At 35.2% G+C, this 26370-nt stretch carries 26 protein-coding genes and 1 tRNA gene; 13 read left to right on the forward strand and 14 right to left on the reverse strand.

The genetic code is table 11. The annotated features are described in order from the left end of the window. Window positions 1-999: 4Fe-4S binding protein (locus tag HRU49_RS09265; protein WP_296356431.1), on the reverse strand; the 999-nt coding region annotated here is incomplete at its 3' end. Next, window positions 989-2305 (reverse strand): FAD-dependent oxidoreductase, encoded by a 1317-nt coding sequence (locus HRU49_RS09270; protein WP_296356433.1) that lies wholly within the window; start codon window positions 2303-2305, stop codon window positions 989-991. The genes HRU49_RS09265 and HRU49_RS09270, both read right to left, overlap by 11 nt. Before the next feature lie 199 nt (window positions 2306-2504). On the opposite strand from HRU49_RS09270, the gene HRU49_RS09275 reads away from it, so the two are divergent. From HRU49_RS09275 to HRU49_RS09295, 5 genes are all read left to right on the forward strand, one after another. Further along, a complete protein-coding gene (locus HRU49_RS09275) occupies window positions 2505-3215 on the forward strand; it encodes a DUF547 domain-containing protein (RefSeq protein ID WP_296356435.1) in 711 nt (236 codons plus the stop codon). Between the two features lie 29 nt (window positions 3216-3244). Then, on the forward strand, window positions 3245-4120 hold the full coding sequence (locus HRU49_RS09280) for a hypothetical protein (RefSeq protein ID WP_296356437.1): 876 nt from the start codon (window positions 3245-3247) through the stop codon (window positions 4118-4120). 73 nt (window positions 4121-4193) lie between these two features. Further along, window positions 4194-5162, forward strand: a complete 969-nt coding sequence (locus HRU49_RS09285) for a glycoside hydrolase (RefSeq protein WP_296356439.1) — start codon at window positions 4194-4196, stop codon at window positions 5160-5162. A 61-nt stretch (window positions 5163-5223) separates the two neighbouring features. Beyond that, entirely contained in the window at window positions 5224-6486 is a 1263-nt protein-coding gene (locus HRU49_RS09290; protein WP_296356441.1) for an outer membrane protein assembly factor, read from the forward strand. Between the two features lie 69 nt (window positions 6487-6555). Beyond that, complete coding sequence (locus HRU49_RS09295; RefSeq protein ID WP_296356443.1) at window positions 6556-7284, forward strand: metallophosphoesterase family protein; 729 nt, start codon at window positions 6556-6558, stop codon at window positions 7282-7284. A gap of 3 nt (window positions 7285-7287) precedes the next feature. Here the strand turns inward: HRU49_RS09295 and HRU49_RS09300 are convergent, their stop codons facing one another. The 10 genes from HRU49_RS09300 to HRU49_RS09345 form a co-directional block, all read right to left on the reverse strand. Then, window positions 7288-8070, reverse strand: a complete 783-nt coding sequence (locus HRU49_RS09300) for a TIGR04283 family arsenosugar biosynthesis glycosyltransferase (protein WP_296356445.1) — start codon at window positions 8068-8070, stop codon at window positions 7288-7290. A 24-nt stretch (window positions 8071-8094) separates the two neighbouring features. After that, entirely contained in the window at window positions 8095-9030 is a 936-nt protein-coding gene (locus HRU49_RS09305; RefSeq protein ID WP_296356447.1) for a DUF547 domain-containing protein, read from the reverse strand. After that, entirely contained in the window at window positions 9027-9908 is an 882-nt protein-coding gene (locus HRU49_RS09310) for a sterol desaturase family protein (RefSeq protein ID WP_296356450.1), read from the reverse strand. The genes HRU49_RS09305 and HRU49_RS09310 overlap by 4 nt, the downstream gene beginning before the upstream one ends. Before the next feature lie 61 nt (window positions 9909-9969). Next, entirely contained in the window at window positions 9970-10938 is a 969-nt protein-coding gene (gene arsM, locus HRU49_RS09315; RefSeq protein ID WP_296356451.1) for an arsenosugar biosynthesis arsenite methyltransferase ArsM, read from the reverse strand. Window position 10939: 1 nt separating this feature from the next. Then, window positions 10940-11752, reverse strand: coding sequence for a purine-nucleoside phosphorylase (locus tag HRU49_RS09320; RefSeq protein ID WP_296356453.1), 813 nt, complete (start codon window positions 11750-11752; stop codon window positions 10940-10942). Further along, a complete protein-coding gene (locus HRU49_RS09325) occupies window positions 11745-12374 on the reverse strand; it encodes a TIGR04282 family arsenosugar biosynthesis glycosyltransferase (RefSeq protein ID WP_296356455.1) in 630 nt (209 codons plus the stop codon). The genes HRU49_RS09320 and HRU49_RS09325 overlap by 8 nt, the downstream gene beginning before the upstream one ends. After that, window positions 12367-12861: a rhodanese-like domain-containing protein gene (locus HRU49_RS09330; protein ID WP_296356457.1), complete on the reverse strand. Its 495-nt coding sequence runs from the start codon at window positions 12859-12861 to the stop codon at window positions 12367-12369. The genes HRU49_RS09325 and HRU49_RS09330 overlap by 8 nt, the downstream gene beginning before the upstream one ends. A gap of 10 nt (window positions 12862-12871) precedes the next feature. Next, on the reverse strand, window positions 12872-13927 hold the full coding sequence (gene arsS / locus HRU49_RS09335; RefSeq protein WP_296356459.1) for an arsenosugar biosynthesis radical SAM (seleno)protein ArsS: 1056 nt from the start codon (window positions 13925-13927) through the stop codon (window positions 12872-12874). A gap of 21 nt (window positions 13928-13948) precedes the next feature. Beyond that, window positions 13949-14284 carry an arsenosugar biosynthesis-associated peroxidase-like protein gene (locus tag HRU49_RS09340; RefSeq protein WP_296356461.1) on the reverse strand — a complete coding sequence of 112 codons (336 nt, stop codon included), beginning with the start codon at window positions 14282-14284 and terminating at the stop codon, window positions 13949-13951. Window positions 14285-14458: 174 nt separating this feature from the next. After that, window positions 14459-14534, reverse strand: a tRNA-Phe gene (locus HRU49_RS09345). Window positions 14535-14636: 102 nt separating this feature from the next. Here HRU49_RS09345 and HRU49_RS09350 point away from each other — a divergent pair. The 7 genes from HRU49_RS09350 (at window position 14637) to HRU49_RS09380 (ending at window position 22388) form a co-directional block, all read left to right on the forward strand. Beyond that, window positions 14637-15365 carry a type III pantothenate kinase gene (locus HRU49_RS09350; RefSeq protein WP_296356464.1) on the forward strand — a complete coding sequence of 243 codons (729 nt, stop codon included), beginning with the start codon at window positions 14637-14639 and terminating at the stop codon, window positions 15363-15365. Then, window positions 15365-16684 carry a hypothetical protein gene (locus HRU49_RS09355; protein WP_296356466.1) on the forward strand — a complete coding sequence of 440 codons (1320 nt, stop codon included), beginning with the start codon at window positions 15365-15367 and terminating at the stop codon, window positions 16682-16684. The genes HRU49_RS09350 and HRU49_RS09355 overlap by 1 nt, the downstream gene beginning before the upstream one ends. An 18-nt stretch (window positions 16685-16702) precedes the next feature. Further along, window positions 16703-18067, forward strand: a complete 1365-nt coding sequence (locus HRU49_RS09360) for a hypothetical protein (RefSeq protein WP_296356468.1) — start codon at window positions 16703-16705, stop codon at window positions 18065-18067. Then, the gene (gene lptC / locus HRU49_RS09365) at window positions 18067-18636 is read left to right on the forward strand and encodes an LPS export ABC transporter periplasmic protein LptC (protein ID WP_296356470.1); all 570 of its coding nucleotides are present in this window, start codon (window positions 18067-18069) and stop codon (window positions 18634-18636) included. Before HRU49_RS09360 ends, lptC begins: the two co-directional genes overlap by 1 nt. Window positions 18637-18667: 31 nt before the next feature. Further along, the gene (locus tag HRU49_RS09370) at window positions 18668-18859 is read left to right on the forward strand and encodes a hypothetical protein (RefSeq protein ID WP_296356472.1); all 192 of its coding nucleotides are present in this window, start codon (window positions 18668-18670) and stop codon (window positions 18857-18859) included. A gap of 3 nt (window positions 18860-18862) precedes the next feature. Further along, window positions 18863-20149, forward strand: a complete 1287-nt coding sequence (locus HRU49_RS09375; RefSeq protein WP_296356474.1) for a hemolysin family protein — start codon at window positions 18863-18865, stop codon at window positions 20147-20149. A 94-nt stretch (window positions 20150-20243) separates the two neighbouring features. Further along, the gene (locus HRU49_RS09380) at window positions 20244-22388 is read left to right on the forward strand and encodes a peptidylprolyl isomerase (RefSeq protein ID WP_296356476.1); all 2145 of its coding nucleotides are present in this window, start codon (window positions 20244-20246) and stop codon (window positions 22386-22388) included. A 49-nt stretch (window positions 22389-22437) separates the two neighbouring features. On the opposite strand, the gene HRU49_RS09385 is transcribed toward HRU49_RS09380, so the two are convergent. Both HRU49_RS09385 and HRU49_RS09390 read right to left on the reverse strand, forming a co-directional pair. After that, window positions 22438-23346, reverse strand: coding sequence for a GYDIA family GHMP kinase (locus HRU49_RS09385; protein ID WP_296356478.1), 909 nt, complete (start codon window positions 23344-23346; stop codon window positions 22438-22440). Next, window positions 23346-24647 (reverse strand): hydroxymethylglutaryl-CoA reductase, degradative, encoded by a 1302-nt coding sequence (locus HRU49_RS09390; protein ID WP_296356480.1) that lies wholly within the window; start codon window positions 24645-24647, stop codon window positions 23346-23348. The genes HRU49_RS09385 and HRU49_RS09390 overlap by 1 nt, the downstream gene beginning before the upstream one ends. A gap of 229 nt (window positions 24648-24876) precedes the next feature. Here HRU49_RS09390 and HRU49_RS09395 point away from each other — a divergent pair. Beyond that, window positions 24877-26370, forward strand: a 1494-nt coding sequence (locus tag HRU49_RS09395) for a DPP IV N-terminal domain-containing protein (RefSeq protein WP_296356482.1), incomplete at its 3' end; no start/stop codon positions are given.

Consider the following 26370-nt stretch of genomic DNA (forward strand, 5'->3'; position numbering starts at 1 on the left):
AATGAACACACCACGTGTTAACCAAAAATCGTTACTGCTGTAGCCTAAATAGGTATAGACCATAGCGGTTGTCATAACAACCGAAAAGACTAAATCAGTATGAATTAACCAGCGTTCTAATTTCCAAGCAGATTGTTTTTTGGATGATAATTGTCTAAATGGATCTCCAACAGTTTCCGCTAATCCACCACAACCGCAAACCCAAGAACAGTACCAGCGTTTACCATATTTGTAAGTTAAAATTGGCGTGATGACAAAAATGGAAACAATTCCAAATAAAATGAGGGCTAACCCAATGTTACCATTAGACAGAAATGCTTTCACCGACCATTGGTCAAAAATATAATAGTTCAATGGCCAAATGCTTTTAAGATCGTAGTATGGGAGGTCATTATTCATCACATACATAAATTCTGGAATTAAGAACGCAAAAGCCAATTGAAAGAACATTACAGAGATAGTTCGTATTTGTTGGTAGCGATTGTGCCTGTATTTTAATATAAACTTGTACCCAAAGGCTAAAATAGCTATGGTATATAGGGTTCCGTACACAAACCATTGGCTGGCATTTCTACCACTTAATAGTTGACTCAATGGATCAAATAAATGTATTAATCCGGTGTTTTCAGCACCATCTTTTCCTAACCCTAAGTATTGCGGATAAAAGTATAATACGATGTAAAAAGCCGTTAAAATTACACCTAATATCCAGCCCCAAACTCCTCTTGCGGATACAGATTTAAACCAGACGCCGTCATTTTTGATACCTTCTAATTTATGTATATATGCTTCTCTAGAGTAGATTACTGTGCCTATAATTATGAGACCAAGGGATAGGGTTAAGAACAAACCTTCATTCGGGAAATTAGTATTGAAAAGTGCTAAGGTCATAATAAACAACCCAATAATTCCAAGTCCTAATGCTACCTTTTGTTTTGTAGTTATATCTAAAGCATCTGGTCGAGCCAAAGACATGCTATGATTTAATTTATTGCTCATTATATGTGGTTTGTAATTTCTGAGAGAAGGCTTTTAAAATGTCGTTTTCAAATCTTAAATAAAATTCTGGGTCAAAGTTGGCTTCAGGTAAATGTTCAATCACATAGTGAACATCGCGTTTTTCGTTTAACCATCGATCAAAAGTTTCATGACGCATTCTTATGCCAAAGGTGTTGATGCCTAAAAATTCATTGGTAGTTTTATGATAGGCTACTGTAATACATTTGGTGTCGTCTTCGTGTTTCCAATGAAAGTGTTCTTCATAGTCCGGTCGACCTTTACTTCCAAATACCCAACCATAAGTTTGGTATTCGATATCCATAAATTTTGCTGAGTTAAACCAATGACCAGGATTGTATGGTATGCGATTTCCACATATAGTTTGCGCTAAAGTTTCGCCCATCATTCTACCAGTATACCAAACAGCTTCAATAGGTCTTCGGTTACCAATCGCTTCATGTTGTTCTGCACAATCACCAATGGCATACACATCTGGGATATTAGTTTCTAAATAACGGTTCACCTTTACACCACGACCTGTTTCTATGTTAGAATCTTTAATAAAATCGATGTTTGGTGAGACTCCTGCGGTTAAGCCAACGACATTGCATGGAATTTCTTCACCAGTCTCTTCGATAATTACGGATTTAACTTTACCGTTTTCATCAGAGACAATCTCTTTTAGGTTGGTAGATAATCTTAAATCTATGTGATGATTTTTAATATGCCTGTTGATCATGGCGCTTTCTCCTTTGGGTAAAACTCCATTCCAAAAGCTCGATTCACGAACTAAAAAGGTTACAGGAATACTGCGGCTATTTAGCATTTCGGCCAGTTCTATACCTATAAGTCCACCACCAACAATAACAGCGCGTTTACAGACTGCTTTATTAGGTGCATGCTTTTCAAGATTCTCCAAATCTTGCTTGTGATACATGCCCATAACACCATCCAAATCTTGTCCAGGCCAACCAAATTTATTAGGCTTGCTGCCAGTGGCTATGACAAGCTTGTCATAAGCTAACAGTTCTCCAGACGAGAAGTGTAAGCGTTTTGTACTTGTTTCGATGTTTTCTACATACCCTTTTTTAAGATCAATGTGATTCTTCTGCCAGAACCAATTTTCATAAGGCTGTGTATGTTCGAATTTCATATGGCCCATGTAAACATACATTAATGCAGTACGCGAGAAAAAGTAATCGGTCTCAGCAGAAACAATGGTGATTTTTTTATCAGAGAGCTTTCGGATATGTCTGGCTAGTGTAACACCAGAAATACCATTACCGATGATAACAATGTGTTCCATAAAATTTGATTGTTAGTGATTGGTCTGTCGAACTTAAAGGTAAGAACTTAATTGCTGCGTTCAATTTAGAAAGGATTTAAATTAAAATCCAAGCTGTAAGGTTTTAAATGAAATACAGACGTCAAAATTCTTTTAAAAATCTTGTAAGTCAACCAAATTGTATGCGACATAAGTGCCGTTAATCAAAATTTAGATAAACATGAAATGCTTGGTATATATGATGGTTTTCTTAATGTCGATGAGTGTAAATACTCAGAATCTTTCGACATTCTTCTCAAAAATAAATACTTTTTTACAAACCCATGTTAATGATGGTAAAGTAGATTATAGGGCGATTCATAAAGAACAATCGAGCCTTGATGAACTTTTAAAAATCGCTCAAGGAATTTCGGTTGATGTTTCAGATGCAGATAATTACCAAGCCTTTTGGATTAATGCTTACAATCTTTCAGTCATCAAAGGAATTATAGATCATTATCCTACAAAATCGCCACTAGATAATGCTGGGTTTTTTGATAAGACCACTTACAATTTAGCGGGAAAATCTATCACACTTAATGATATTGAACACAAATTATTAAGGGCGCAATTTAAAGATGCTAGATTTCATTTTGTATTAGTGTGTGGAGCTCTTGGGTGTCCTCCATTAATTAGTGAGGCCTATATGCCAGAAACTTTAAATAAACAGTTGGATGCCCAAACTAAAATTGCCTTAAATGGTACTTTTTTAAGGGTAAACACTAAGAAAAAGAGAGTGGAAGCCTCTGAGATTATGAAGTGGTACAAAGAGGATTTCACCATGAATGGTATAAGTGAAATTGAATTTATTAATCAATATCGAACACAGCAAATTCCAGACAATTATAAGTTGAGTTATTTTACTTATAACTGGAACTTAAATAAACAATAAGAATTAGCAAACAATCAAATAGGGCGATGATGAAAAAAATCAGGTTACTCGTAATAGCTATGCTATTATCATTTATAGGATTCGCACAATACGATGAGGATTCTCAGAAAAGTGTGATTCAAGAATTTACACCTTCTATTTTACTTATAAAAGGACAATGGGATATTAAATGGTTCAATAATTTATATACCGAAACAAGAGCGACTTTTGATGGGAATGAAGGTGATGTGCCAAGAAACACATTCTTTACCTCGACTGTAGATATTTTTACTGGAGTATCCGATAGCAGACGTGTTAATGTAGGTTTACTTTTAGAGTTTAGATCTAATGTTATTGGCGGAAGAGATGCTTTTGATGTTTTTTCATTTGATGGCGAGGCAGGATCAGCACGTTCTGGATTCACATCTTTAGCGCCAGCCATTAAGTTTAATCCAATTAAGAGTGTTGGCAACTTTACCATACAATCCGCTTTGCATATTCCATTAGTTGATCAAGAGTCTGAACAAGGAGTGTTCTTAGATCAGAATGGGTTTATATTCCAAAACCGTTTCTTTTACGATTACAGTTTTGCTGATGGTAAGTGGCAATTATTTACGGAGTTAAACACAGAATATAATTTACCTAAAGAAGGGAGTTTCGCTACTAATAGCTTACGCTTATTACCAGGTGCATTTGTAAGTTATTTTCCAAGTTCAAAGTTCACCATTTTAGGATTAGTACAGCATTTACAATTAATTTCGTTCAATACTGACGGTTTTGAGCAAGATGCTACTATTCTTGGTGGTGGTGCTAAGTATCAGCTTACAGATGAGTTTAATTTAGAGTTTTTATATTCAAACTTTGTGCGTGGTAACGATACAGGCTTGGGGCAAACTTTTAATATAGGTTTAAGAGCTTTATTCTAAGATTTATATAATTTAGGCACTTAATTTATTTGGTGTGAAATGGTTTAAGTGCCTTTTTTTATTGCTTATTTCAATGATGTTATCCTCTTGCAATGGCCAGGAAGATAAAATTAATGGAGTAAGCTTTGTTGCTTCTAGGGATCGTATTGATTCAACGCATGTAAAGCCTGTGATCGAGGTTAATGCTAATTATGCGGCAATAATGCCCTTTGGTTTTATTAAGAATTTAGAACATCCTGAAATTGTTCATAATACCAAAAGACAGTGGTTTGGGGAAACTAGAGCAGGGGCTAAACAGTATATCGAAGAGCTCAGAAAGTCCAATATTAAAATCATGGTTAAGCCTCAGATTTGGGTTTGGCGAGGTGAGTTTACGGGATACATTAAAATGACAACTGAAGACAATTGGAAGGCTTTAGAGGGTTCTTACACAAACTTTATAATGGAATATGCTAACTTGGCTCAAGATGTCAAGGCAGAGATATTATGCATTGGTACAGAACTAGAGCAATTTGTAAAACATCGCCCAGAGTATTGGACGGCTCTAATACATAAAATTAAAGAAACTTATAAAGGCAAACTCACCTATGCGGCCAATTGGGATGAGTTTAAACGCACTCCGTTTTGGAATCAGCTCGATTATATTGGTGTAGATGCCTATTTTCCAGTAAGTGACTTGCAAACACCAACTTTGAAAGACTGTCTTGAGGGTTGGAAAAAACATAAACCAGTAATTAAGACCTTATCAGATCAATATGCCAAGCCAGTACTCTTTACAGAGTACGGTTATAGGAGTCTTGACTTTGCAGGAAGGCAACCTTGGGTGTCTGATCATAATCTACGTGATGTAAATCTTCAAGCTCAGGTCAATACAACAAAAGCGTTGTTTGAGACTTTTTGGAAAGAACCTTGGTTTGCTGGTGGATTTGTTTGGAAATGGTTTCATAGCCATGAAAAGGTAGGGGGCAACGACAATCCAATGTTTACTCCTCAAAACAAACCTGCTGAAAACGAAATTAGAGCTTACTACAAGACTGAATAATAGTTTTAGGAATTCGTAAGGTTATTCCTAGGGCACGATAAAGTTTAGGAATAACCATTAAATGAAACAAATCCTAATTTTATTTTTAGTTCTTTTTAGCAGTATTAGTTATGCTCAGAATAAAGTTACTGACCTTAAAGTACAGGGCAATAAAAAACTTAAAACATCATTTATAAAAAAGATGTCTTTTATAAAGTCTGGAGTAGCCTTAGATTCTTCGGTGATTGAGGAAGATATAAAACTGCTTAAGCGCTTACCATCCATTGCGCATGCGTACTACCAAGTTTTTCCAGCAGAAAAGGAAAATGAGTACAATGTGTTTTATAATATCGAAGAAAATTTCACCATTATTCCTTCAGCAAACGTTTACACCACCAATGATGATGAATTTGCGTACCGTTTAGGATTATACGAGTTTAATTTATTTGGTCAAAACATCACCTTTGGTGGCTTTTACCAAAAGGATATTTATGATTCCTATGCCTTTAATTTTAGAGCGCCATTTTTATTTTCAAGAAAATTAGGTTTAGCTATAAATTACCAAGACTTAACAACTCAAGAACCTGTGTTTTTTAATAATACAACCGCAGACTATCGCTATAATAACAGATCGTTTGAGGTGCTTGGTTTGTATCGCTTTAATTTTACCAATCGTATAGAATTAGGTGTTAACTTTTTTACTGAGGATTATCAGTATAAATCTGGCGCCACTAGTCCTAATGTGCCACAAGAACTTAAAGTAGATAAGCTATTGTATAAATTCATCTACGAATACAATAATCTAAACTACGACTACCAATACGTAGAAGGATTTAGAAGTATTTTTAATTTTCAGTATGTGCATTCGAGAGACGAAGAACAATTACCAGATTTTTTAATTGGTTGGAATGACTTTCAATATTATGAACGTGTGGGTAAAAAAGGAAATTGGGCCAGTAGAATACGCCTAGGAATTTCTACAAATGACGATACTCCATTTGCACCGTTTGCTGTAGATAATAACTTAAACATACGAGGTGTAGGAAATCTTATAGATAGAGGTACTGCTGCTATTGTTGTTAATACGGAATATAGGCATACTCTCTATGAAAAGGGCTGGTTTGCCTTGCAAGGCAATGCCTTTGTAGATGCAGGAAGCTGGAGAAATCCACGGGGTGATTTAGGTGATTTTGCAGATGCTCAAAACCTGCGAGTATATCCTGGTTTCGGTTTACGTTTTATTCATAAAAAAATATTCAATGCCATTTTTAGAATTGATTATGGGATTGGGATAACACCAGATTCAACCCAAGGATTTGTATTTGGAATAGGGCAGTATTTTTAACCCTAATTTAAACTTCAAATTGAGGCATTTCTGTTATTTCGGTTAGCTTTGTAGCTAAAGCCAATTCATATGCGCACATTAGCAATAGGAGATATTCATGGTGGCCTTAGAGCACTTACTCAAGTTTTAGAACGAGCAAATGTTACTGATTCTGATAAACTTATTTTTATGGGAGATTATGTTGATGGCTGGAGTGAGTCTGCCCAAGTTATGGATCGATTAATTGAACTATCAGAGTCTAACTCATGTGTTTTTATAAAAGGGAATCATGATATCTGGTGTGAACAATGGCTGGCTGATGGAACGGTAAATGACATCTGGTATTTACATGGAGGCAAAGAGACCATCGAAAGTTACGAAGGCTATTCTGATGAGACCAAACAGCGTCACCTTGATTTTTTTGAAACCATGCCAGTATATCACATCGATGAAGAACAACGGCTTTTTGTACATGCAGGATTTACCTCAATGCACGGAGTAGAGCGCGAAACGCATAGAGAAACCTTTTATTTTGACCGTACATTATGGGAAATGGCTTTAACTATGGATAAACGCATTGCAAGGAAGTCAGAATTATATCCAAATCGACTTAAGCATTATAAGGAAATTTACATTGGGCATACACCAACATTAAATTATCACAAATACCAGCCAATGAATGCTATTAATGTTTGGAATGTAGATACTGGAGCGGCCTTTACAGGATCGCTATCGGCTTTAGATATAAATTCTAAAGAAGTCTTTCAGAGTGATACTTTACCAATCTTGTATCCTAATGAAATGGGTAGAAATAAGTAGAGCTTAGCGGATGTGTTTTTTATAGTACTCTAACATCTCTTCAGCTGAAGCACCAAACCAGCGTTTCACATAGATCGCCCAAAAATGGTATTGTAATTTCCAGATTCCTACTTTTTTGTAGAGTCTTGCTGAGGTCCTAATCTTTTTATTAATCACCACAAACTCTTTACGTTCATATAATTCATTAATTAAAATATTATCCTCATAAATCACGTAGCGCTCATCAAATCCACCAATTTCTTCAAATAAGGCTTTAGTAATAAACTGACTTTGATCTCCGCCTCGGCATGCACGCCATGGAAATTGGGTTAACCAACTTGCTAATCGCAGCCACCAATGCGTACTGTTAAATTGCATTCTAAAACAGCCGGCATCATTGCCTTTTTTTACCTCATTTATTATGGCCTGATCAAAATCTTTAGGTGGAAATGCATCAGCATGCAGAAAGTAAAGAATATTGCCTTTGGCTTCTCTCGCCCCAGAATTCATTTGTTTGGCACGACCTCTTTCAGAATGTATTAATTGGACATTTAAAGCGCTTACTTTATTGACAACTCGGCGATCAATAACCTCAGTATTTTTAGAATGAAGTAATTCGTTTTGCGAGTCCGTAGAATCGTTATTAGCAATGAATTCCGATACTATTTTTTGTGTGTCATCTGTGCTTCCACCATCTACTACAATGATGTCACTGATATTTTTAACAGTAGTATTTTTAGATAAGTGTTCCAGCAAGTTTCCAATCATTTTGGACTCATTTAATACTGGAATAATTATACTTATCATACTACTTTTAAATTGATTTAAGGCTTAATCATTCAGCTCCCAGCTATACTCCTTATAGCTCTTTTTCGCATTCTCTGCTATTGTGATATCCGAGTACTGATTTAAAAATTCTATGAGACTTCCATCAGTTTTGAAGTCTTTGGCAAACCATTTAAAGATTTTTGAGAGTTTAATGCTGTTCTCTGAAAGTTCATTTTTAGATGCGTCTGAAAGAAAGTCTTTTGTGGCAATGGTTAATTGTTCATCAAGATTGTTGGCTGAGTATGCCTTATTCAGAAGTTTTGGACATGATTCCGACGCACACACAATAGCAAAATGAAGTCTTGGCTCATCCATTTTACGTAAGATTTTATGTTCAATATCATTTAGGTTAAGCCATTTCTCATTAAACTTCCAAAGGCGTTGATCCCAGGGGTCTTTAATGTCTTTTATGCTATTTAAAGGATAGTTACGTAAGATCAAATCTATGGTTAAGGCATTGTAGACGTTAATCCAGTAGGCTAGTTTTTGTGCTTTGGAATGTTCTTTAATGCTAGAGTAATCTGCTTGTAAGGCGGAAATATAATTCTGAAGATCCTTAGAATCTTGCTTAAAACCATTATAATCTACATTACCATTAATAGAAACATGTTTACCCAATAGTTCATTCCATAATTCATGATTGTTATCAGATGAATTTGAATCGGTTTGATGATGTTTGTCTTGTTCTTTTTGATTTAGTAATTCGTCGACTGTGTCTTGACTATCGGTTTGTTTCATGACTTTACCTTGCTCATTCACAATCTCAATCGTTTCTTGAATCTCATCATCTGAGTCTGAGAGAATGTTTTCAACTACCTCAGTTTTCTTAGTTGACTCGGTAATCTCATTATTTTGATCTGTTTTATTTTCAATTGCCTTTTTAGAACCTGAACAGGAGAGGAGGCAAATGGCTAAAATGGCAGTAAGAGCAATCTTCATTTTTTTAGTGGATATAATTCTTGGCTTACAAAGTCTTTAGGGAACTGTTCATCACCTTCAAACCCCAATTCAATATCTCTACCATCATGTGGTATATAATTGGTTTTAAAAATGTAGTCCCATAGACTCAATGTTAGTCCAAAATTTACACCATACCTTACATGTTCTGGCAATTCTTTGGCATGATGCCAGATGTGCATTTTAGGATTATTAAAAATGTATTTAAGGAATCCATAGTCCCAGCCTAAATTGGCATGATTAAGATGTCCTATTGCAATAGAAAAGAAATAAACAATGGCCACATCTTGCGAACTATAGTTAGCGATTATGGCTAGAGGAATATATCGTATGGAATTGTAGATAACAGGCTCCATCCAATGGTATCTTAGATGTGCTGCAAAGCCCATTTCTTTAACAGAATGGTGAACCTTGTGAAAGTTCCATAGAAAAGGAACGCGGTGCAATAGTCGATGCGTATTCCACTGTACAAAATCATTCACCAAGAAAAAAATGAGTAGCCCTAACCACTTCGGTAAATCTTTAGAATCAAAGAGTTGAAAGCTCGATAGCGATAATCCTATACCACCAAGAGCATCATTCAATAATTCGGCAACTGTATTCGATAAGGCAATAAGAACTATAAGATTAAGTAGGAAAAAATTGAAGAACATATAAAACGTATCCAACCAAAAATCCTTACGAAATAAGGCTTGTTCTTTTCTCCAAGGGAAAGCGATTTCTAAAATCCAAACAAGAATTGAAATGGCAATAAGACCATAAAAATAATTATCCCAATGGTTAAGGTCAATAAGCTCATACTTGAGGTAATTCCAGTAACCGGAATAGGAATTTTCAATGATGTCTATATACTTATCCATATAAAAAGAAACCTCTTAGTGGTTTTACTAAAAGGTTAATTTACAAAATTACTCACTTTAATTAGCAACATCCACCACCATCGTAATGCCAAGTAGACGCGCTAATAAATATATCATCTCTATTTAATGCAGCTAGAGCTCCGGCTGTTTTGTCACATACAGCTAATGGCTGATTTTTAAGTAAAATGTGTCCTTTTTTATCATCAACATAGTCTTCATCACCAAAATAAATGGCAGCTTTACCTGTAAAAATACATGGACCATCCTCTGGCATAGGATCTTTTATAGCAGCAACTTCAATAGATTCAATGTAAATAAGTTCTTCGGTGTCGTAATTCTTTGGATCAAGAATTCTGTAGGGTTTTCGAGCACGGATTTCAATAGTTCCAAATCCGGCATCCGTCAACATCTTAATATACTCAGCAATAGGTAAGCTTCCACTCAAGCAAAGTGCTCTTAGGCGATCATCATTACGCAAAGCATCATTCATTGGTTGCTCACATGTCGGGTCACTCATGACTAAACGACCGTGAGGTTTTAAGACACGATACATTTCTGCAATGGCTTTCTTTAGATCATCGGCTTTAAAAATGTTGAATAGACAATTTTGAGCTGCCACATCTATACTATTATCGGCAACTGGGAGATTCAAGGCATCCCCTTTTTTGAGATCTACAAACTCACTTTTAAACCAAGGATTCAGTTCTTCAGCTTCTTTGAAGTTTTTTCTTGATGCTTCAAGCATTTCATCTACCACGTCGACACCTACAACACCACCTTTCTGACGATTAAAATATGAGAATTGTAATAATTCCATACCTCCTCCAACACCAACGTAGAGCATTTTAGGGTTGTTAGTTAAATCGCGCGCATGCACTGTAGATCCACAACCATAGTTCATTTCTTGCATTATTTTAGGAATCTTTAATCCAGGTAATTCCCAAACAGGATTGGTTGTGCAGCACAAACCAACATCTGGAGTTAAAGCGGCTTTCTTATATAAATCGTGTGTAGCTTCTAAGTAGCTCATGTTAAATCGTTTTTATTAATTCTTTGAATAGGGTTATCATATTTGGTTCTGCCTTGGCAGCCATTGCAATAATTTCTGCAATGTTTACAGGTTCTAAATGATCTGGGTCGCATTCATCGGTTAAAACTGACACGGCTGCTACCTTTAATTTTAAATGATTAGCAACAATAATTTCCGGAACAGTACTCATACCAACAGCATCAGCTCCAATTATTTTGAGCATTCGGTATTCGGCTCTGGTCTCGAGTTGTGGTCCTACAACGCTAGCATATACTCCCTTATGAAGCGTTATGCCATTGGTTTTGGCAATAGCTTTAATGGTTGCATTAATCTCTGGATCGTATGGAGCGCTCATGTCTGTGAAACGCTCACCTAGTTGTTCAACACCTTTAAAAGCTAAAGGAGAGCCTCCTTGTAAATTGATATGATCATCAATTAACATTAATTCTCCTTTTTTGAAATTTAAGTTTATGGCGCCGGCAGCATTTGACACCAGTAGTGTTTTTATACCCAACTTTTCCATGATCCTTACAGGAAAGGTAACATCCTGCAACGTATATCCTTCATATACATGAAAGCGTCCTTGCATGACAATGACTTTTTTACCTTCAAGCAGACCATAAATTAGTTTTCCTTTATGAAACTCAACAGTAGCCGTCGGGAAGTTAGGAATATGATTGTAACTGGCTTCTGCGATAACTTCAACTTCGTTTATGAGTTGACCTAAGCCTGTTCCTAAAATTATGCCTATTTCAGGACTATCAAAGCCTTTACTTTGTAAATATTCTGTACTCTCTGTAATCTGTTTAATCATTGAGTTGTTGTATTTTTTCTTGTAATTTTGGATTCGATTTGTAAAAGTCAGAAGCAATTAAATCTTCATAAGTGTCAATATCATTTAAGGTGCTTAAAATACCAGTCTTAATGCCTTTTTGATTCAGTTCATTCAGAGTAACTTCGAGTAAATTAGATTGGCTCCAAGGTTTGTTTTCAAAGACGCAGGTCTCAAGTTCTGAAAGGCCAATGAGATAATAGCCACCATCTTCAGCTGGTCCAAAAACGACCTGGTTATCATTTAATTTTTGAAGACCACATTCAATATGTTTTGAGCTTATGTCTGGAAGGTCAGAACCTATTAAAACAATGCGTTTATAACCGTCTTTAAAGCCATCTTTAAAAGCATTTAACATACGTTCTCCTAAATCCGAACCATTTTGGACAGCTTTAAAGTTGTCTTGCCATTGTGAATCGACAATAGCATTTGAGAAATAAATACGTTTATCAACTTTTAATTCCGATGTCGCTTTTTCAGTAATCTTTACCAATTCTGTATAGACTTCGAAAGCCCCATAATCACCAATAGTTTTTGCAAGCCTAGTTTTTACCGTTCCAAGCTTTATATTTTTAACAAAAACAATTACTAAGGCATCAGTCATAAATTTTATGTCCTTTTAGAAGCCATTGGCTCCATTTTTTAGAAAATGTATGCACATCTTCGGTTGGTTCTTCGTTAGTATCTACTACGGTGAAGTCGTTATTTTTCCATTCAAAAATACCACCAAATAAATTGTAAACATCGGTAAATCCTTCTTTTTTTAATTCTTCAGCAACGTCCTCAGATCGGATTCCAAGAGAACAATAAACTACAATCCTAGTTGATTTATCTGTTATTTTTTCAGTGACTTTTTTAATATCAAAAAAATCATAGCCTACATGGATGGCATCTTCTAAATGGCTGGTCTCAAACTCTTTTAATTCACGTGCGTCTAAAAGAATAGCATCTTCACTTGGCATAGCTAACTCTTGAACAGAAATATAGGGTATGCTTTCCGAATTATATTTCTTTAATAGCTCAGAAACTGATTCTTGAGCAGTAACCGTAAATGAAAAGATAAGTGCACTAAAAAAGATAAACTGTTTCATTTGATGTATTTTAAGCAACTGTTCCCTGGCAGCTACTACCAGCTCCAGCAGTACACCCATAACAATGTTGAGAGATGACAATATTTCTACCTTCCAATAGCGTTTCATTATATTCTGAAATGTGCTTTACTTTACTATTTACAGGTAATTCTAGCATTTGGTTAAAATCACAATCATATAAATAGCCATCCCAACTCACGGACAAGGTATTGGTACACATGACATGTGCAACGGCAGATGGATTATAAGCCTCAACCAATTGATACATGTAATCCTCATAATTTTCAGATGCAATCAGGTAATCTAAAAAGCGGCTAATTGGTAAATTGGTTATAGCAAACAGATTATGGAATTGTATTTCGAAATCTTCCATTAATGCTTTTTTAAAGTCTTTTTCCATTGAAGCTTGATCTCCAGGAAGAAAAGCACCAGAAGGGTTATAAACCAAGTCTAGACGTAAATCACTTTCAGGCATACCATAACCCACAGTATTTAACTCTTGTAGTGCTTTTATAGATTTATCAAAAACACCATCACCACGTTGCTTGTCGGTTTTACCACGCGTCCAATGAGGCATTGAACTTACAACATGTACGTTATGTTTTTTAAAGAACTCAGGTAAATCATAATACTTTTTATTAGCTCTAATGATCGTTAAATTAGAACGTACAATAAAGTCCTTGATACCAGCTTTTGCAGCTTCTTCTACAAACCATCTAAAATTAGGATTCATTTCTGGAGCTCCACCTGTGAGATCTAGCGTATGCGCACCTGTATTTTTTATGACTTCTAAACACATTTGCATGGTTTTTCGGGTCATAATTTCTTTGCGGTCAGGACCAGCATCCACATGACAATGATCGCAAACTTGGTTGCACATATACCCAACATTGATTTGAAGGATCTCTAATTTTTTAGCCTTTAAAGGAAATTGGTTAGTCTCGGCAATTTTATCTTTAAAAGTTGGTAGTTCACCATTTTGAAAAATACCATTAGAGAGTATTTCGAGCTGTCTGTTGCTATTTGCTAAATCGCTTTCGCGCTTTTTTAAGGACTTAGTAGCCATTAAATTTTCTTTTTTGAGAGTTTATCCGTCTAATTTATTCACTTTATTCATCATCTGTACTCCATGGACTAAAGTGGCACCACTTTTAATGGCAGCTCCAACATGAATAGCCTCCATCATTTCTTCTTTGGTTACACCGCGTTGAAGACCATCTTTAGTGTAGGCATCAATACAATATGGGCATTGTTCGGTATGAGCAACAGCTAAGGCAATCAATGATTTTTCTCTTGCTGTTAAAGCACCTTCTTCAAAAACTTTTCCATAATAATCGAAAAACTTGGTACCAAGTTCTTCGTTCCATTCGGTAATTTTTCCAAATTTTCTAAGATCCGCAGGATCATAATAAGTCTTCGACATGTTTTAAATTTTAATACTAAAAATCAAGATAAGCTTTTTGTCGAAGTTAATTCTTAATGTTTACAGAAAATCTTCCCATTTCAATAAAAGAGTGTATCTAGAATTAGTTTCACCAAGAACCTTAGAAAATGTATTATAACCAAAAAAACCGATTCATTTGAATCGGTTTTTTGATGGTGGTGCCTCCAGGAATCGAACCAGGGACACAAGGATTTTCAGTCCTTTGCTCTACCAACTGAGCTAAGGCACCAGTTGCTTAAATAAGCGGATGCAAATATATATTCATTTTTAGTATTACCAAAAATAAAGTTGTAAAATTTGATTTTATAAATTTGCGAATTAGTAATTGTCTATGAATCTTATAATTGATGTTGGAAATTCCTTTGTAAAGTTTGCAGTTTTTAAGAATAACGCGCTTCTGCATAAGGAGAGTTTTGAATTATTTAAATTTAAGAAAAGGTACAAAGCACTACGGGAAAATTTTAAAAACATCGATTGCTGTATTATTTCTTCAGTAGGACGACTAACCGATGAGCAAATCCATTATGTTGATGATGAATTGGAGGTGTTAAAGTTAAGTATTAACACAAAGCTCCCATTTAAGAACTTATACCAAACTCCAAAAACTTTAGGTGTTGATCGTATAGCTTTAGTCAGTGCATCGGTAAACCAGTTTCCTGATAACAATGTTTTAATTATAGATGCAGGCACCTGCATAACCTACGACTTTGTAACAGATAAAAACGAGTATCTTGGAGGCGCTATTTCTCCGGGAATAAGATTGCGCTATGAAGCCCTTCATAATTTTACAGCTAATTTACCATTATTAGAAAAAGACCAACCTAAAACCATTACTGGCGATACTACAGAATCCTCAATACATTCTGGTGTTACTATGGGAGTTATTAAGGAAATTGATGGGGTAATTGATGAATATCGAGAAAATCATCAAGATTTAACAGTTATTTTAACAGGTGGTGATGCCAATTTTTTGTCAAACCAATTAAAAAATAGCATATTTGCGAATTCAAATTTTCTATTGGAGGGTTTGAATTTTATTCTAGATTTTAATTCAAAATAATGATTAAAAACCTCATTATAATCTGTATTGCTGTTATAAGTTTTAATGCTTTTGGTCAGCAAGGAACAGCATCACCATATTCATTTTATGGAATTGGTAGTCTTAAATTTAAGGGTACTGTGGAAAATCGAAGTATGGGTGGTATGGGTGTTTATTTGGATAGTGTTCATTTTAATTTAAGAAATCCGGCGTCGTATGTAGGGAAAAATGTTGAAGGCTTTCCATTTGATAATGAAAGTAGACCCGTAAAATTCACAGTTGCAGGGACATTCTCTAATACTAAACTTAAAAGCGATAACGGTGAAGCTGAAACAGGTAATTCTACTTTTGATTACTTGGCACTCTCTGTTCCTATCGGTAAATTTGGTTTTGGATTTGGTTTATTGCCGTATACTTCTGTTGGCTATAAACTGGACGATATAGATGGTGATGGTATAATTCAAAATAGATTTAGTGGAGAAGGTGGTGTTAATAGGGTCTTTGCTGGTTTTGGATATCAAGTAACCCCAAAGTTAGGTATTGGAGTTGACATCAATTATAACTTTGGAAACATACAAAATGCAGCAATAGAGTTTGCATATAATTCAGAAGGAGAACCGTTACAATTTCAAACAAGAGAAGATAATAGATCTGATCTAAGTGGTTTAAACTTAAATTTTGGCTTGTCTTATAAAACCATGATTACTGAAAGGTTAGAACTTTCTGCAACAGCTACCTATGCGCCGCAGAGTACTTTAAGTTCTGAAAATCAGCGGTCGTTTTCTGCTATCGTAATCAACACTGCAACAAATACCGAAGGCGTAGTAAATACCTTTGAAGAAGATCTAGAGGCGCAGGGACTTAGAAATACAGAATTAACAATTCCATCTCGATTATCATTTGGTGCAGGTATTGGTGATCCCAAATCATGGTTCGTCGGTGCAGAGTATACATACCAAAATACCAGTAGCTTCTCTAATCCTATTTTTAATAACGAAACTTCCACCTTTGAGAATGCTTCTGAATTTGCAATTGGAGGTTTCTTAATACCTAACTATGATGCGTTTTCAGGTTATTTTAAACGTGTAGTTTATAGGGCAGGAGTTAATTTTGCCAATACAGGGTTAGTCGTTAAAAACGAATCGATAAAAGAGTTTGGCATATCTTTTGGTCTAGGTTTACCGATTGGCAATCGCGCCTTATTTTCAAATGCTAATTTTGGACTTGAAATTGGACGCAGAGGAACAACAAATAATAACCTAGTTCAAGAAAATTTTGTAAACTTTAATTTAAGTTTGTCACTAAACTCTAGGTGGTTTAGACAAAGAAAATATAACTAACGCTAATATAATTACAAGATGAATACGAGAATTACAATACTGTTAGCAGCTTTTTTTGTGGGTCTTAACATAAGTTTTGCTCAGCAAGATGAAGAGTGCATGAATAACCTGTCAATTTTTGATAGTTATGTGAAAAGTAAAAGATATAATGAAGCATACGAACCTTGGAATATTGTGCGTAACAAGTGCCCGAAATTTAATAGGGCAATTTATGCACACGGTGAGAAGATACTTAAGCATAAGATTGAAAATTCAACTGGAGCAGAACAAGTTGGTCATATCAATGATTTAATGCTCTTGTATGATCAAAGTAGAGAAAACTTTCCTTCTAAATATGATTTAGGTGAGGTGTTAGCGGACAAGGCTAACTTGGCATATAAGTATAAAAAGGAACTTAACAAGTCTACAGAGCAGCTTTATAACATGTTTAATGAAGCTTATACAAAGGATGCTAAGAACTTTACAGACGCCAAAGGATTATATACATACTTCTCATTAGCAGTTGATCTTTTTGATGCAGGAAGTATGCCCGCTCAAAATATGTTCGATAAGTATGATGATGTTTATGAAATGATTCAGACAATTATTGAAGGTAACACCATTAAGTTAAACAAGTATGCTGCAAAAGAGGCTGCTGGTGAAACATTGTCTAAGAAAGAAGCTAAATACAAGTCGAGTTATGAGTCTTATATCGACGCTTTTGAAACTAAGATTTTACCAAGTATGGATAAAAAGCTTGGAGATAGAGCAACTTGTGATGTGTTAGTACCGCTTTACGAAAAGAATTATGAAGAGAAAAAGACAGACGGTGTTTGGTTACAACGTGCTATGAACAGAATGTATACTAAGGGTTGTAAGGAAGATCCGTTGTTCTTAAAATTAGTGCAACAAAAGAATAGTCTCGAGCCAAGTGCTGATACTTCTTATTACCTATACATCTTAACGGGTGAGCAGAAGTATTTTGATCAAACAATTGCTCTTGAGCAAGATCCTTTAAAAAAGGCTAAACTTTATAAAAAATTAGCTAATGAACTAAAAAGCAAAGGTAGCTACGGTCAAGCGAGACAATATTACATGGAATCTATGAAGTTAAATCCTTCTGATGGTTCGCCTTATATAGCAATTGCAGCGATGTACGCAAAGAGTGCTAATAACTGTGGAGATTCTAACTTTAACAAGAGAGCTGTATTCTGGTTAGCAGCAAGTACTGCAGAGCAGGCTGGTAGAATAGATGGTCGATTACGATCGGCTGCAGCAAGGTCCGCAACAAGCTATAGAGCTAGTGCACCCTCGAAAACAGATATTTTTAACGAAGGAAACGCTGGTCAGAGCATTAGAATCGGCTGTTGGATCGGGCGTTCGGTAACTGTTCCGAGCATCTAATGAAACTAAAAATTTCACATATTATAAAAAACTTAGTCACAGCATACGTTGTGACTTTGTTTTTTGGGTGTGAAAATAATTTTAGCGATGTTAAAAAGGTTGGAATTCTTCAAAATCAACCTATAGGTGAAGCTGAAAATATAGATTTAAAATATACCGAATTTACGGATGATACGGTAAGAGTTAAGGCAAATCTCATTAGTCCAAAATTATTAGACTACTCAAATAGGGATTTTGCTTTTTCCGAGTTTCCTGATGGTATTGAACTTAAGGTGTATGACAACGATGGTAAGATGACTAAAATCACATCGCGGTATGCTATTTTTTATTCTGACACTGATATCATAGACTTGAGAGGCAATGTTAGAATAGCAACACATCAAAAAGATACTTTATACACCGAGCAACTCTACTATAATGAGAAGTTGGAGTGGGTTTTTACTAACGAATCTTGGCTGTTTAAAAGGGCTTTTGGGTCTACTCAGCATGGAAGCGGATTTGATTCAGATAAAGATTTCAAAAATTTTCAAATGCTTGAAATGGGTGGTGATTTTGAGCTTGATAATTAACTATCTTTGTGGTTTAAACATAAACCGATAGATGAAAATTCTAAAATTTTTTCAATTCGCATACATCATATTTGCAGGCTTGTTTTTATGGGATGCTATCTCTAACTGGAATATAGATCGTAACAGATCTTATATGTCCTTATTCTTTGTTGCCCTTGCGATTTTTATGTTCTTTTTTAGAAAGCGCTTTGCTAAGAAGTTTGAGGAACGTAGTAAAGAATAATTTATGTCAGTAGATATAATCATTATTATAACTACACTGATTCTTTCAGCCTTTTTTTCAGGTATGGAGATTGCTTATGTCTCTTCAAACAAAATTCATATCGAGTTAGAAAAGAAGCAAAACGATTTTTTGGGTAGAATACTCACCAAGCTCACAGCAAAGCCTTCAAAGTATATTGCTACTATGCTTATTGGTAATAATATTGCTTTGGTGATTTATGGTCTTAAAATGGGTGATGTTTTAGTGCGTTGGTTTCAAGGTATTGTCACGGATAATACCTTTGTAACAAGAATGTTAACCGATTTTCAATTACTAACACAAACCATTATCTCTACACTAGTAATTTTAATTACAGCTGAGTTTTTACCTAAAGTTTTCTTTCAAATTTATGCCAACATTTTGCTCAAGGTATTAGCCCTACCTACCTATATTTTTTATTTAATATTTACGTGGATTTCGGATTTAGTGCTTTGGATTTCTGACGCAATACTGAAGTATTTATTCAAAGCCAAAGGTGAGGATGTGGTTCTAGCTATGACCAAAGTTGATTTAGGAAATTATATCAGCGAGCAGATGGAATCCTTTGAAGATCACGAAGAGGTGGATAGCGAAATTCAAATCTTTCAGAACGCTTTAGAATTTTCCGATGTAAAAGCGCGTGAGGTCATGGTTCCAAGAACAGAAATTTCTGCAGTAGATATTTCTGAATCAATAGATAATTTACGTCAATTATTTATAGAAACTGGTCGTACGAAGATTATTGTTTATAAGGATAGTATTGATGATATCTTGGGCTACATACACGCTTTTGAGCTGTTTAAAAAACCTAAAAGTATTAAGTCAATGGTAATGCCCGTAAGTTTTGTTCCTGAAACAATCCTTATTAAAGATGTTTTAAATATCCTTACCAAAAAACGTCAGAGTTTGGCAGTTGTTATAGATGAGTATGGCGGTACATCAGGTTTAATGACTGTTGAGGATATTGTTGAAGAACTATTTGGTGAAATAGAAGATGAACACGATACGCTTGAAATGGTTGAAGAAAAAATAGAAAATAATCTCTATAGATTTTCAGCGCGATTAGAAGTCGATTATATCAATGAAACCTATAAACTTAATCTTCCTGAGAGCGAAACTTATGAGACTTTAGGTGGCCTAATTGTAAACGAAACAGAAGGCATACCTGAGGAAAATGAAGACGTCTTAATTGATAATTTTGAGTTTACTGTCGAAGAAGTTTCTTCAACAAAGATTGACATCGTTCTGCTTAAAATACTTGAAGTAGATTAATACACTCTGAGCACGCACAAAAACTGTGACTTACCTTTTATTATTTATTAGAAAATACTATTTTCGCAGACTTATTTACATGAAACGATAGACTATGGCAATTTTAAACAAAATTAGACAGAGATCACTTATCTTAATCTTAGTAATCGCATTGGCATTATTTGCTTTTGTTATTCAGGGTGTAATTGATAATCCAAATGCTTTTGCAAGTAATCAAGGTGTTGTTGCTACAATTAATGGAACAGACATTGATAGGAATGATTTTCAACAAAAAGTGAAGAATTACCAAGATAGAGTAGGTGGTAGAGTTTCTTCAACACAAGCCATGAATACGATTTACAATGAGGAATTGCGTAACATCATCATGGATGGTGAATATGAAAAATTAGGCTTATCTGTTGAAAAGGATGAAATGAGAGATTTATTAAAAAATAGTTTTCAATCGTATCCTGAGTTTCAAGATGAGAACGGTGCATTCGATGTCAATCGTTTAAACGCCTTTATCGCTAATTTAAAAGATTTAAAAGGTGAAGCGGCGCCACTAGGTAATTTCCTTGTAAACTATGAGAGTTGGTCTAATAATGAACAAACTATTGCTTCTAATGCTGTGCAGCAATCCTATTATAGTATGCTTAGAGCAGGTGTTGGCGCAACTATTGCAGAGGCCAAAGATGAGTATTTAGCGGATGCAAAGACTGTTAATATTAAGTATGTTCAAATACCTTACACAAGCATAGCAGATAGTTTAGTCAACGTTAGTGAGTCAGATGTAAGAGCTTATATGAAGAACCACGAAGATAAGTTTAAAGCTGATGCTAACAGAGAAGTGGTATATGTGGAATTTAAAGAAGAAGCGTCTAAGACAGACGAGGATGCTATCATTGCGGATTTAAATGCGCTTAAAGCAGATCGTGAAGTATATAATGAAAGCAGTGGAAATAATGAAACAGAGTTAGGGTTCACTAATGCTAAAGATATTGCTGATTTTGTAAACGCGAATTCTGATCTAAAATATGATGATTCATTTTTGAGAGCAGGGCAATTACCTGCAGTGGCAAAAGATAGCATAATGAATCTTGAAGTAGGCGATTACTACGGGCCATATAAAGATGCTGGCTATTTCAAGTTATCAAAAATGATGGCTGTTGAGCAAATGCCAGATACCGTTAATGTAAGACACATTCTTGTACCATTTGCTGGTGCTTCTAGTGCAGCTCCTGATGTAACAGCTACACCAGACGAAGCTAAGCGAAAAGCAGATAGTATTCTTGCTCAAATTAAAGGGGGTAAGCGTTTTATGGATTTGTTAGAATTATCTTCTGACAAAGTAAGTAATGAAAATGATGGAGAAATAGAGTTTGCTTACAATGCAGGTATGGCGCCAGAATTTAAAGCATTTTCCTTTGAAAATAAGGTAGGTGACATTGATGTTGTTGGTACTTCGTTTGGATATCACATCATCGAAGTATTAGAACAAAAGAGTTTTAATAAGGCCGTTAAAGTGGCTACTGTAGCAAGAGAGATAGAACCATCTGATCAAACTCTACAGGATGTATTTAATAAAGTCTCTAAATTCGAAATTGCTGCTAAAGACAGCGATTTTAATACATTAGCTGAAGAAAATGAGTTAACGGTTAAGCCTGTGACGTTTAAAGAATTAGATGAAAATATTCCTGGTCTTGGAAGCCAAAGACAAGTAGTGCGTTGGGCTTTTGAAGAGGGTACTGAAGTTGGTGATTACAAAAGATTTCCCGTTTCTGGATTAGGGTTTATCGTTGCAAAGCTTGTAGAAAAGAATGAGGAAGGGTTAATGAGTATCGAAGATGCGTCTATTACGGCAGTTCCAGAAATTAGAAACGAAAAGAAAGCACAAATGATTCGTCAGAAAATCACAGCGTCTACAGTTGATGAGATTGCTAAAAATCAAGGTCAGACACCAAGAACTGCGGCAGCCTTAACCTTAAAGAATACAACTTTAGCTGGTGCAGGTGCGGAGCCTAAAGTAATTGGAGCGTCATTTGGTCTGCAAGAAGGTGCTTCATCTAAACCTATTGATGGTCAAAAAGGGGTTTATGTTATTACCGTAACTAAGATAACTGAGGCTACAGAACTTGATAATTATACGTCTATAATGAATAGATTAAATTCAACCCTGAGAGGAGCTGTTCAAGGTAAAGTATTCCAAGCACTAGAAAATGCTGCAGATATCGAAGACAATAGAGCTAAAACGGTTTATTAATTTAACTGTGAAATATAATAATGAAGGTCTTACGGAAGTAAGGCCTTTTTTATTTAATCATATCTGAATATGATATTATGGTGTCGTATCCTTTCGAATTAAAGTAATCTCTTGGGTTGTTAATTGAGGTTGCGAGAATAAAATCTCCTCCCCAAGCACCAAGACTTTTAATAGCTCCATTAAAATCTTCAAATAACTGAAATTTAATTGGTGGTTGTTCTATCAATTCTGAAATCAGAGACTCGTGCTCAGTTACCAGCGCCTCAAATTCAGATAAGTGCTGACAGTCGATCAAGGATTCAGTTATAGTATTAAAGTCCTCTAATGAATTAGAAGTATTCTGACGCAAGGCTTTGTAGGTTTTAATACCTTCTCTGCTGTTTTGTTTCTTGTTGAGGTAGATAAAATATAATTGATCTTTAAAAGGTGGGTTAAATACAACTTCAGTTACTTTAGGACTGTTTTCTGACACCAACTGATAGGTGATGGGATGATTGTGCTGTGCACATGCTACATCATAACCACTTCCACCAAAAGTTAAGTCGAGAAGTTGGTAAGCATCAATTTTTGCCCAAGTAGCAATATTATTTATTAAAGTTGATGACGTTCCTAATCCCCATTTTCGGTTAAAATCTTGATTTGTCTTGATTTCAAGGCCATTGGACCCCTTCAAGAATTCAGGATTAAGTCTTTGTGCTGCTGTTAAGATTTCTAAGAGTCTAGTAGATACTTCGTCTTTAGTTTCGGAAGCGTCTAAATCTAAATTTAAAGGTAAAATAGCCTCAAACCAAAGCTCATTGTTTTCATCATAACTCTGCCATGATATGTTTCCTTTATTATTGGGTAAAATACTAAGACTTTGACCAAATTTAGTGGGTAATGCCAAAGCTTTAGCACCATCTAAAACCACATATTCGCTGGTTAGTAAAAGTTTACCATGACTTCTAAAGGTCTTCATTAGCCTCTTAACTTTTCTATTGCTTCAACAACTGCACTATGCGTAACAACATTGGTCTTAAAATGTTCAATAAGTTGTGCTTTTTCTTGACTTGTAGCCTCAAACTGATTTAAGATATTCATGAGGTGCATCTTCATGTGGCCTTCTTGAATACCAGTGGTTGTTAAGGATTTTACTGCAGCAAAATTCTGTGCAAGTCCTGCAACTGCAACAATTTGCATGAGTTCTTTTGCTGATGGTTTTTCAAGTAATTCTAAGGCAAATTTCACTAGAGGGTGTAAACTTGTAAGACCTCCAACCGTACCTAAGGCTAAAGGTATTTCAATCCAAAATTTAAAAGTGTTATTTTCAACTGAGCAATGTGTTAGACTAGCATATTGTCCGTTTCTTGCAGCGTAAGCATGTACTCCAGCTTCAACAGCTCTGAAGTCATTTCCTGTGGCGAGTACAACAGCATCTATGCCATTCATGATACCCTTATTATGCGTCACAGCTCTAAAAGGTTCAACCTCTGCAATATTTACGGCTTGTTTAAACTTAGCTGCAAATAGTTGAGGGTTTTTAATATCCTTACTTGCTAGTTCTGAAACTGGACAAGAGACTTCGGCACGAACAAGGCATTGTGGTACATAATTAGATAAGATGCTCATAACAACAACAAGTTCTTCATCTAAATGCGCTTCTGCCTCACGCTTTAATGTTTTTGCAAATTGCTCTAGACACGAATTAATAAAATTAGCTCCCATTGCATCTAGTGTTTCAAACGTTGCATGCAATTGATAATAATTTTCTAGTGAATTTGTTCTGTCTCTTAATTCGATATCTAAAATACCACCACCACGCTTTTCCATATTTTTGGTGATGCTAGAACTTTCAGAAATCAATAAAGGTTTTACAGATTCAAAAAATACTTGTAAAGCTTCAAATTGCCCAGCATAGGTAAAATGAACTTGTCCAATTTTTTCAGTAGATAACACCTTGGTTTTAAATCCACCTCTTTCTAACCAAAATTTAGCAGCCTTACTTGCAGCAGCAACTACAGAGCTTTCCTCAATAGCCATTGGAATGGTATACAATGTATTATTGATTGAAAAGTTGGGTGCTACACCGAGTGGTAAATAGTAATTGGTTATGGTGTTTTCTATGAATTCATCATGTAACTTCTGTAGCTTTTCATTGGTGTTCCAATACTGTGTTACGAGTGTTCTGGCGGCATTTTTGTCATTAAAATAGGTGTCTAAAAGCCACTCAATTTTTTCGGATTTTGTGAATTTAGAAAAGCCAGAAATAGCGTTAGGCATAGATTAATCGTGTTTTAATGGCAAAGATACTTAGGATTGGCATAAAATGTGTGCATATTCTTTCATTATTGCCGATTTACTGTTAATAATATCTGTTTTTTGCATAATTTTTAGTAAACTTGGCTTTGCTTTATTGAAAGAAGATTTACAAGAAATGCCACCTGTAAAGATTTTCAAAATTAATAGAAAATGGTAGGATCTGACCATTAAAAACAATAAGTACTAATAGATGAAATTCAGACACGTCGTTGCAGTTATTGGTTTTTTAACCACCTCCCTAATTTATTGTCAAAACAAGCAAATCACACTCCAAGATATTTGGAGTGGTGCCTTTAGAACAGAAGGTATGCAGGCCTTGCATTCCATGAAAAATGGAAAGCAATATTCTGTTTTAAATTATGATAGGCAAAATGGTATCACCTCTATTGATATTTACGATTATAAAACACTAGAAAAAGTAAAAACCTTAGTTTCTTCCTCAGAGATAGCAGAAATTCAAGGTTTTTTTAATTATACCTTCAGTGATGATGAATCTAAAGTTATTTTAACAACCAAGGAGATACCTGTTTTTAGACGTTCAAGATTAGGTGAGTACTATGTTTATGATATTGCAGCTAAAGTACTTACGAAAGTATCTGAGGATTTAGTGCAAGAACCAACACTCTCTCCAGATGCGTCCAAAATTGCTTATGGCTTTGAGAATAACCTTTACGTTAAAGATTTAAAGTCTGGTGCTGTTAAGCAAATCACGACCGATGGTGTAAAAAACAAAATAATTAATGGCATTACCGACTGGGTGTATGAAGAAGAATTTAGCTTTGTAAGAGCCTTTGATTGGAACGCTGGTAGCAATCAGATTGCTTTCATTCGATTTGATGAAACTGATGTTCCTGAATTTTCAATGGATGTATTTGGATCAGGACTATACCAAACACAGCAAGTATTTAAATACCCAAAAGCTGGGGAAGCAAATTCAAAAGTTTCATTGCACGTGTATGATCTAAATTCTGAGACACTCTCTGAAGTTAAGGTGAGTAAAGCATATACTGACTTTTATATACCAAGAATTCAATGGACAAAGGATGCTGACGTTTTAAGTGCGCAGTACATGAATCGTCATCAAAACGAATTGGATCTATGGATGATAAATACCAAATCCAATACGTCTGATTTGGTATTGGCTGAAACTGATAAGGCATACATTGATGTAACCTTTAATCTCACCTTTTTGAAAGACAATAGTTTTATCTGGACGAGTGAAAAAGATGGATACAATCATATTTATCACTATTCAAAAAAGGGTGAATTAGTCAATCAGGTTACTAATGGTGATTGGGAAGTGACACGATATTATGGTTTTAACGAAAAGGAAAACACGATTTATTACCAGTCTGTTGAGAATGGGTCCATTAATAGAGATGTCTATTCTATTAAACTCAATGGAAAGAATAAAAAACGTCTAACTAAGGCTGATGGTACAAACAGCGCGTCTTTTAGTGCTGATTTTACATATTTCATCAACACCCATTCTAGCGCTATAGCTCCGCCAGAATATACCTTACATAGTTCTAAATCTGGTGATTTGGTAAAAGGTATCAAAGACAATGACCGTTTAGCTCAAAATGTAAGTGATTATGTGACTTCCAAAAAAGAATTTTCTACCATTTCTATCAATGGATACGATCTTATCATGTGGATGATTAAACCTGCCGATTTTGATGAG

This window comes from Winogradskyella sp., from assembly GCF_013213975.1.
Taxonomy (GTDB): domain Bacteria; phylum Bacteroidota; class Bacteroidia; order Flavobacteriales; family Flavobacteriaceae; genus Winogradskyella.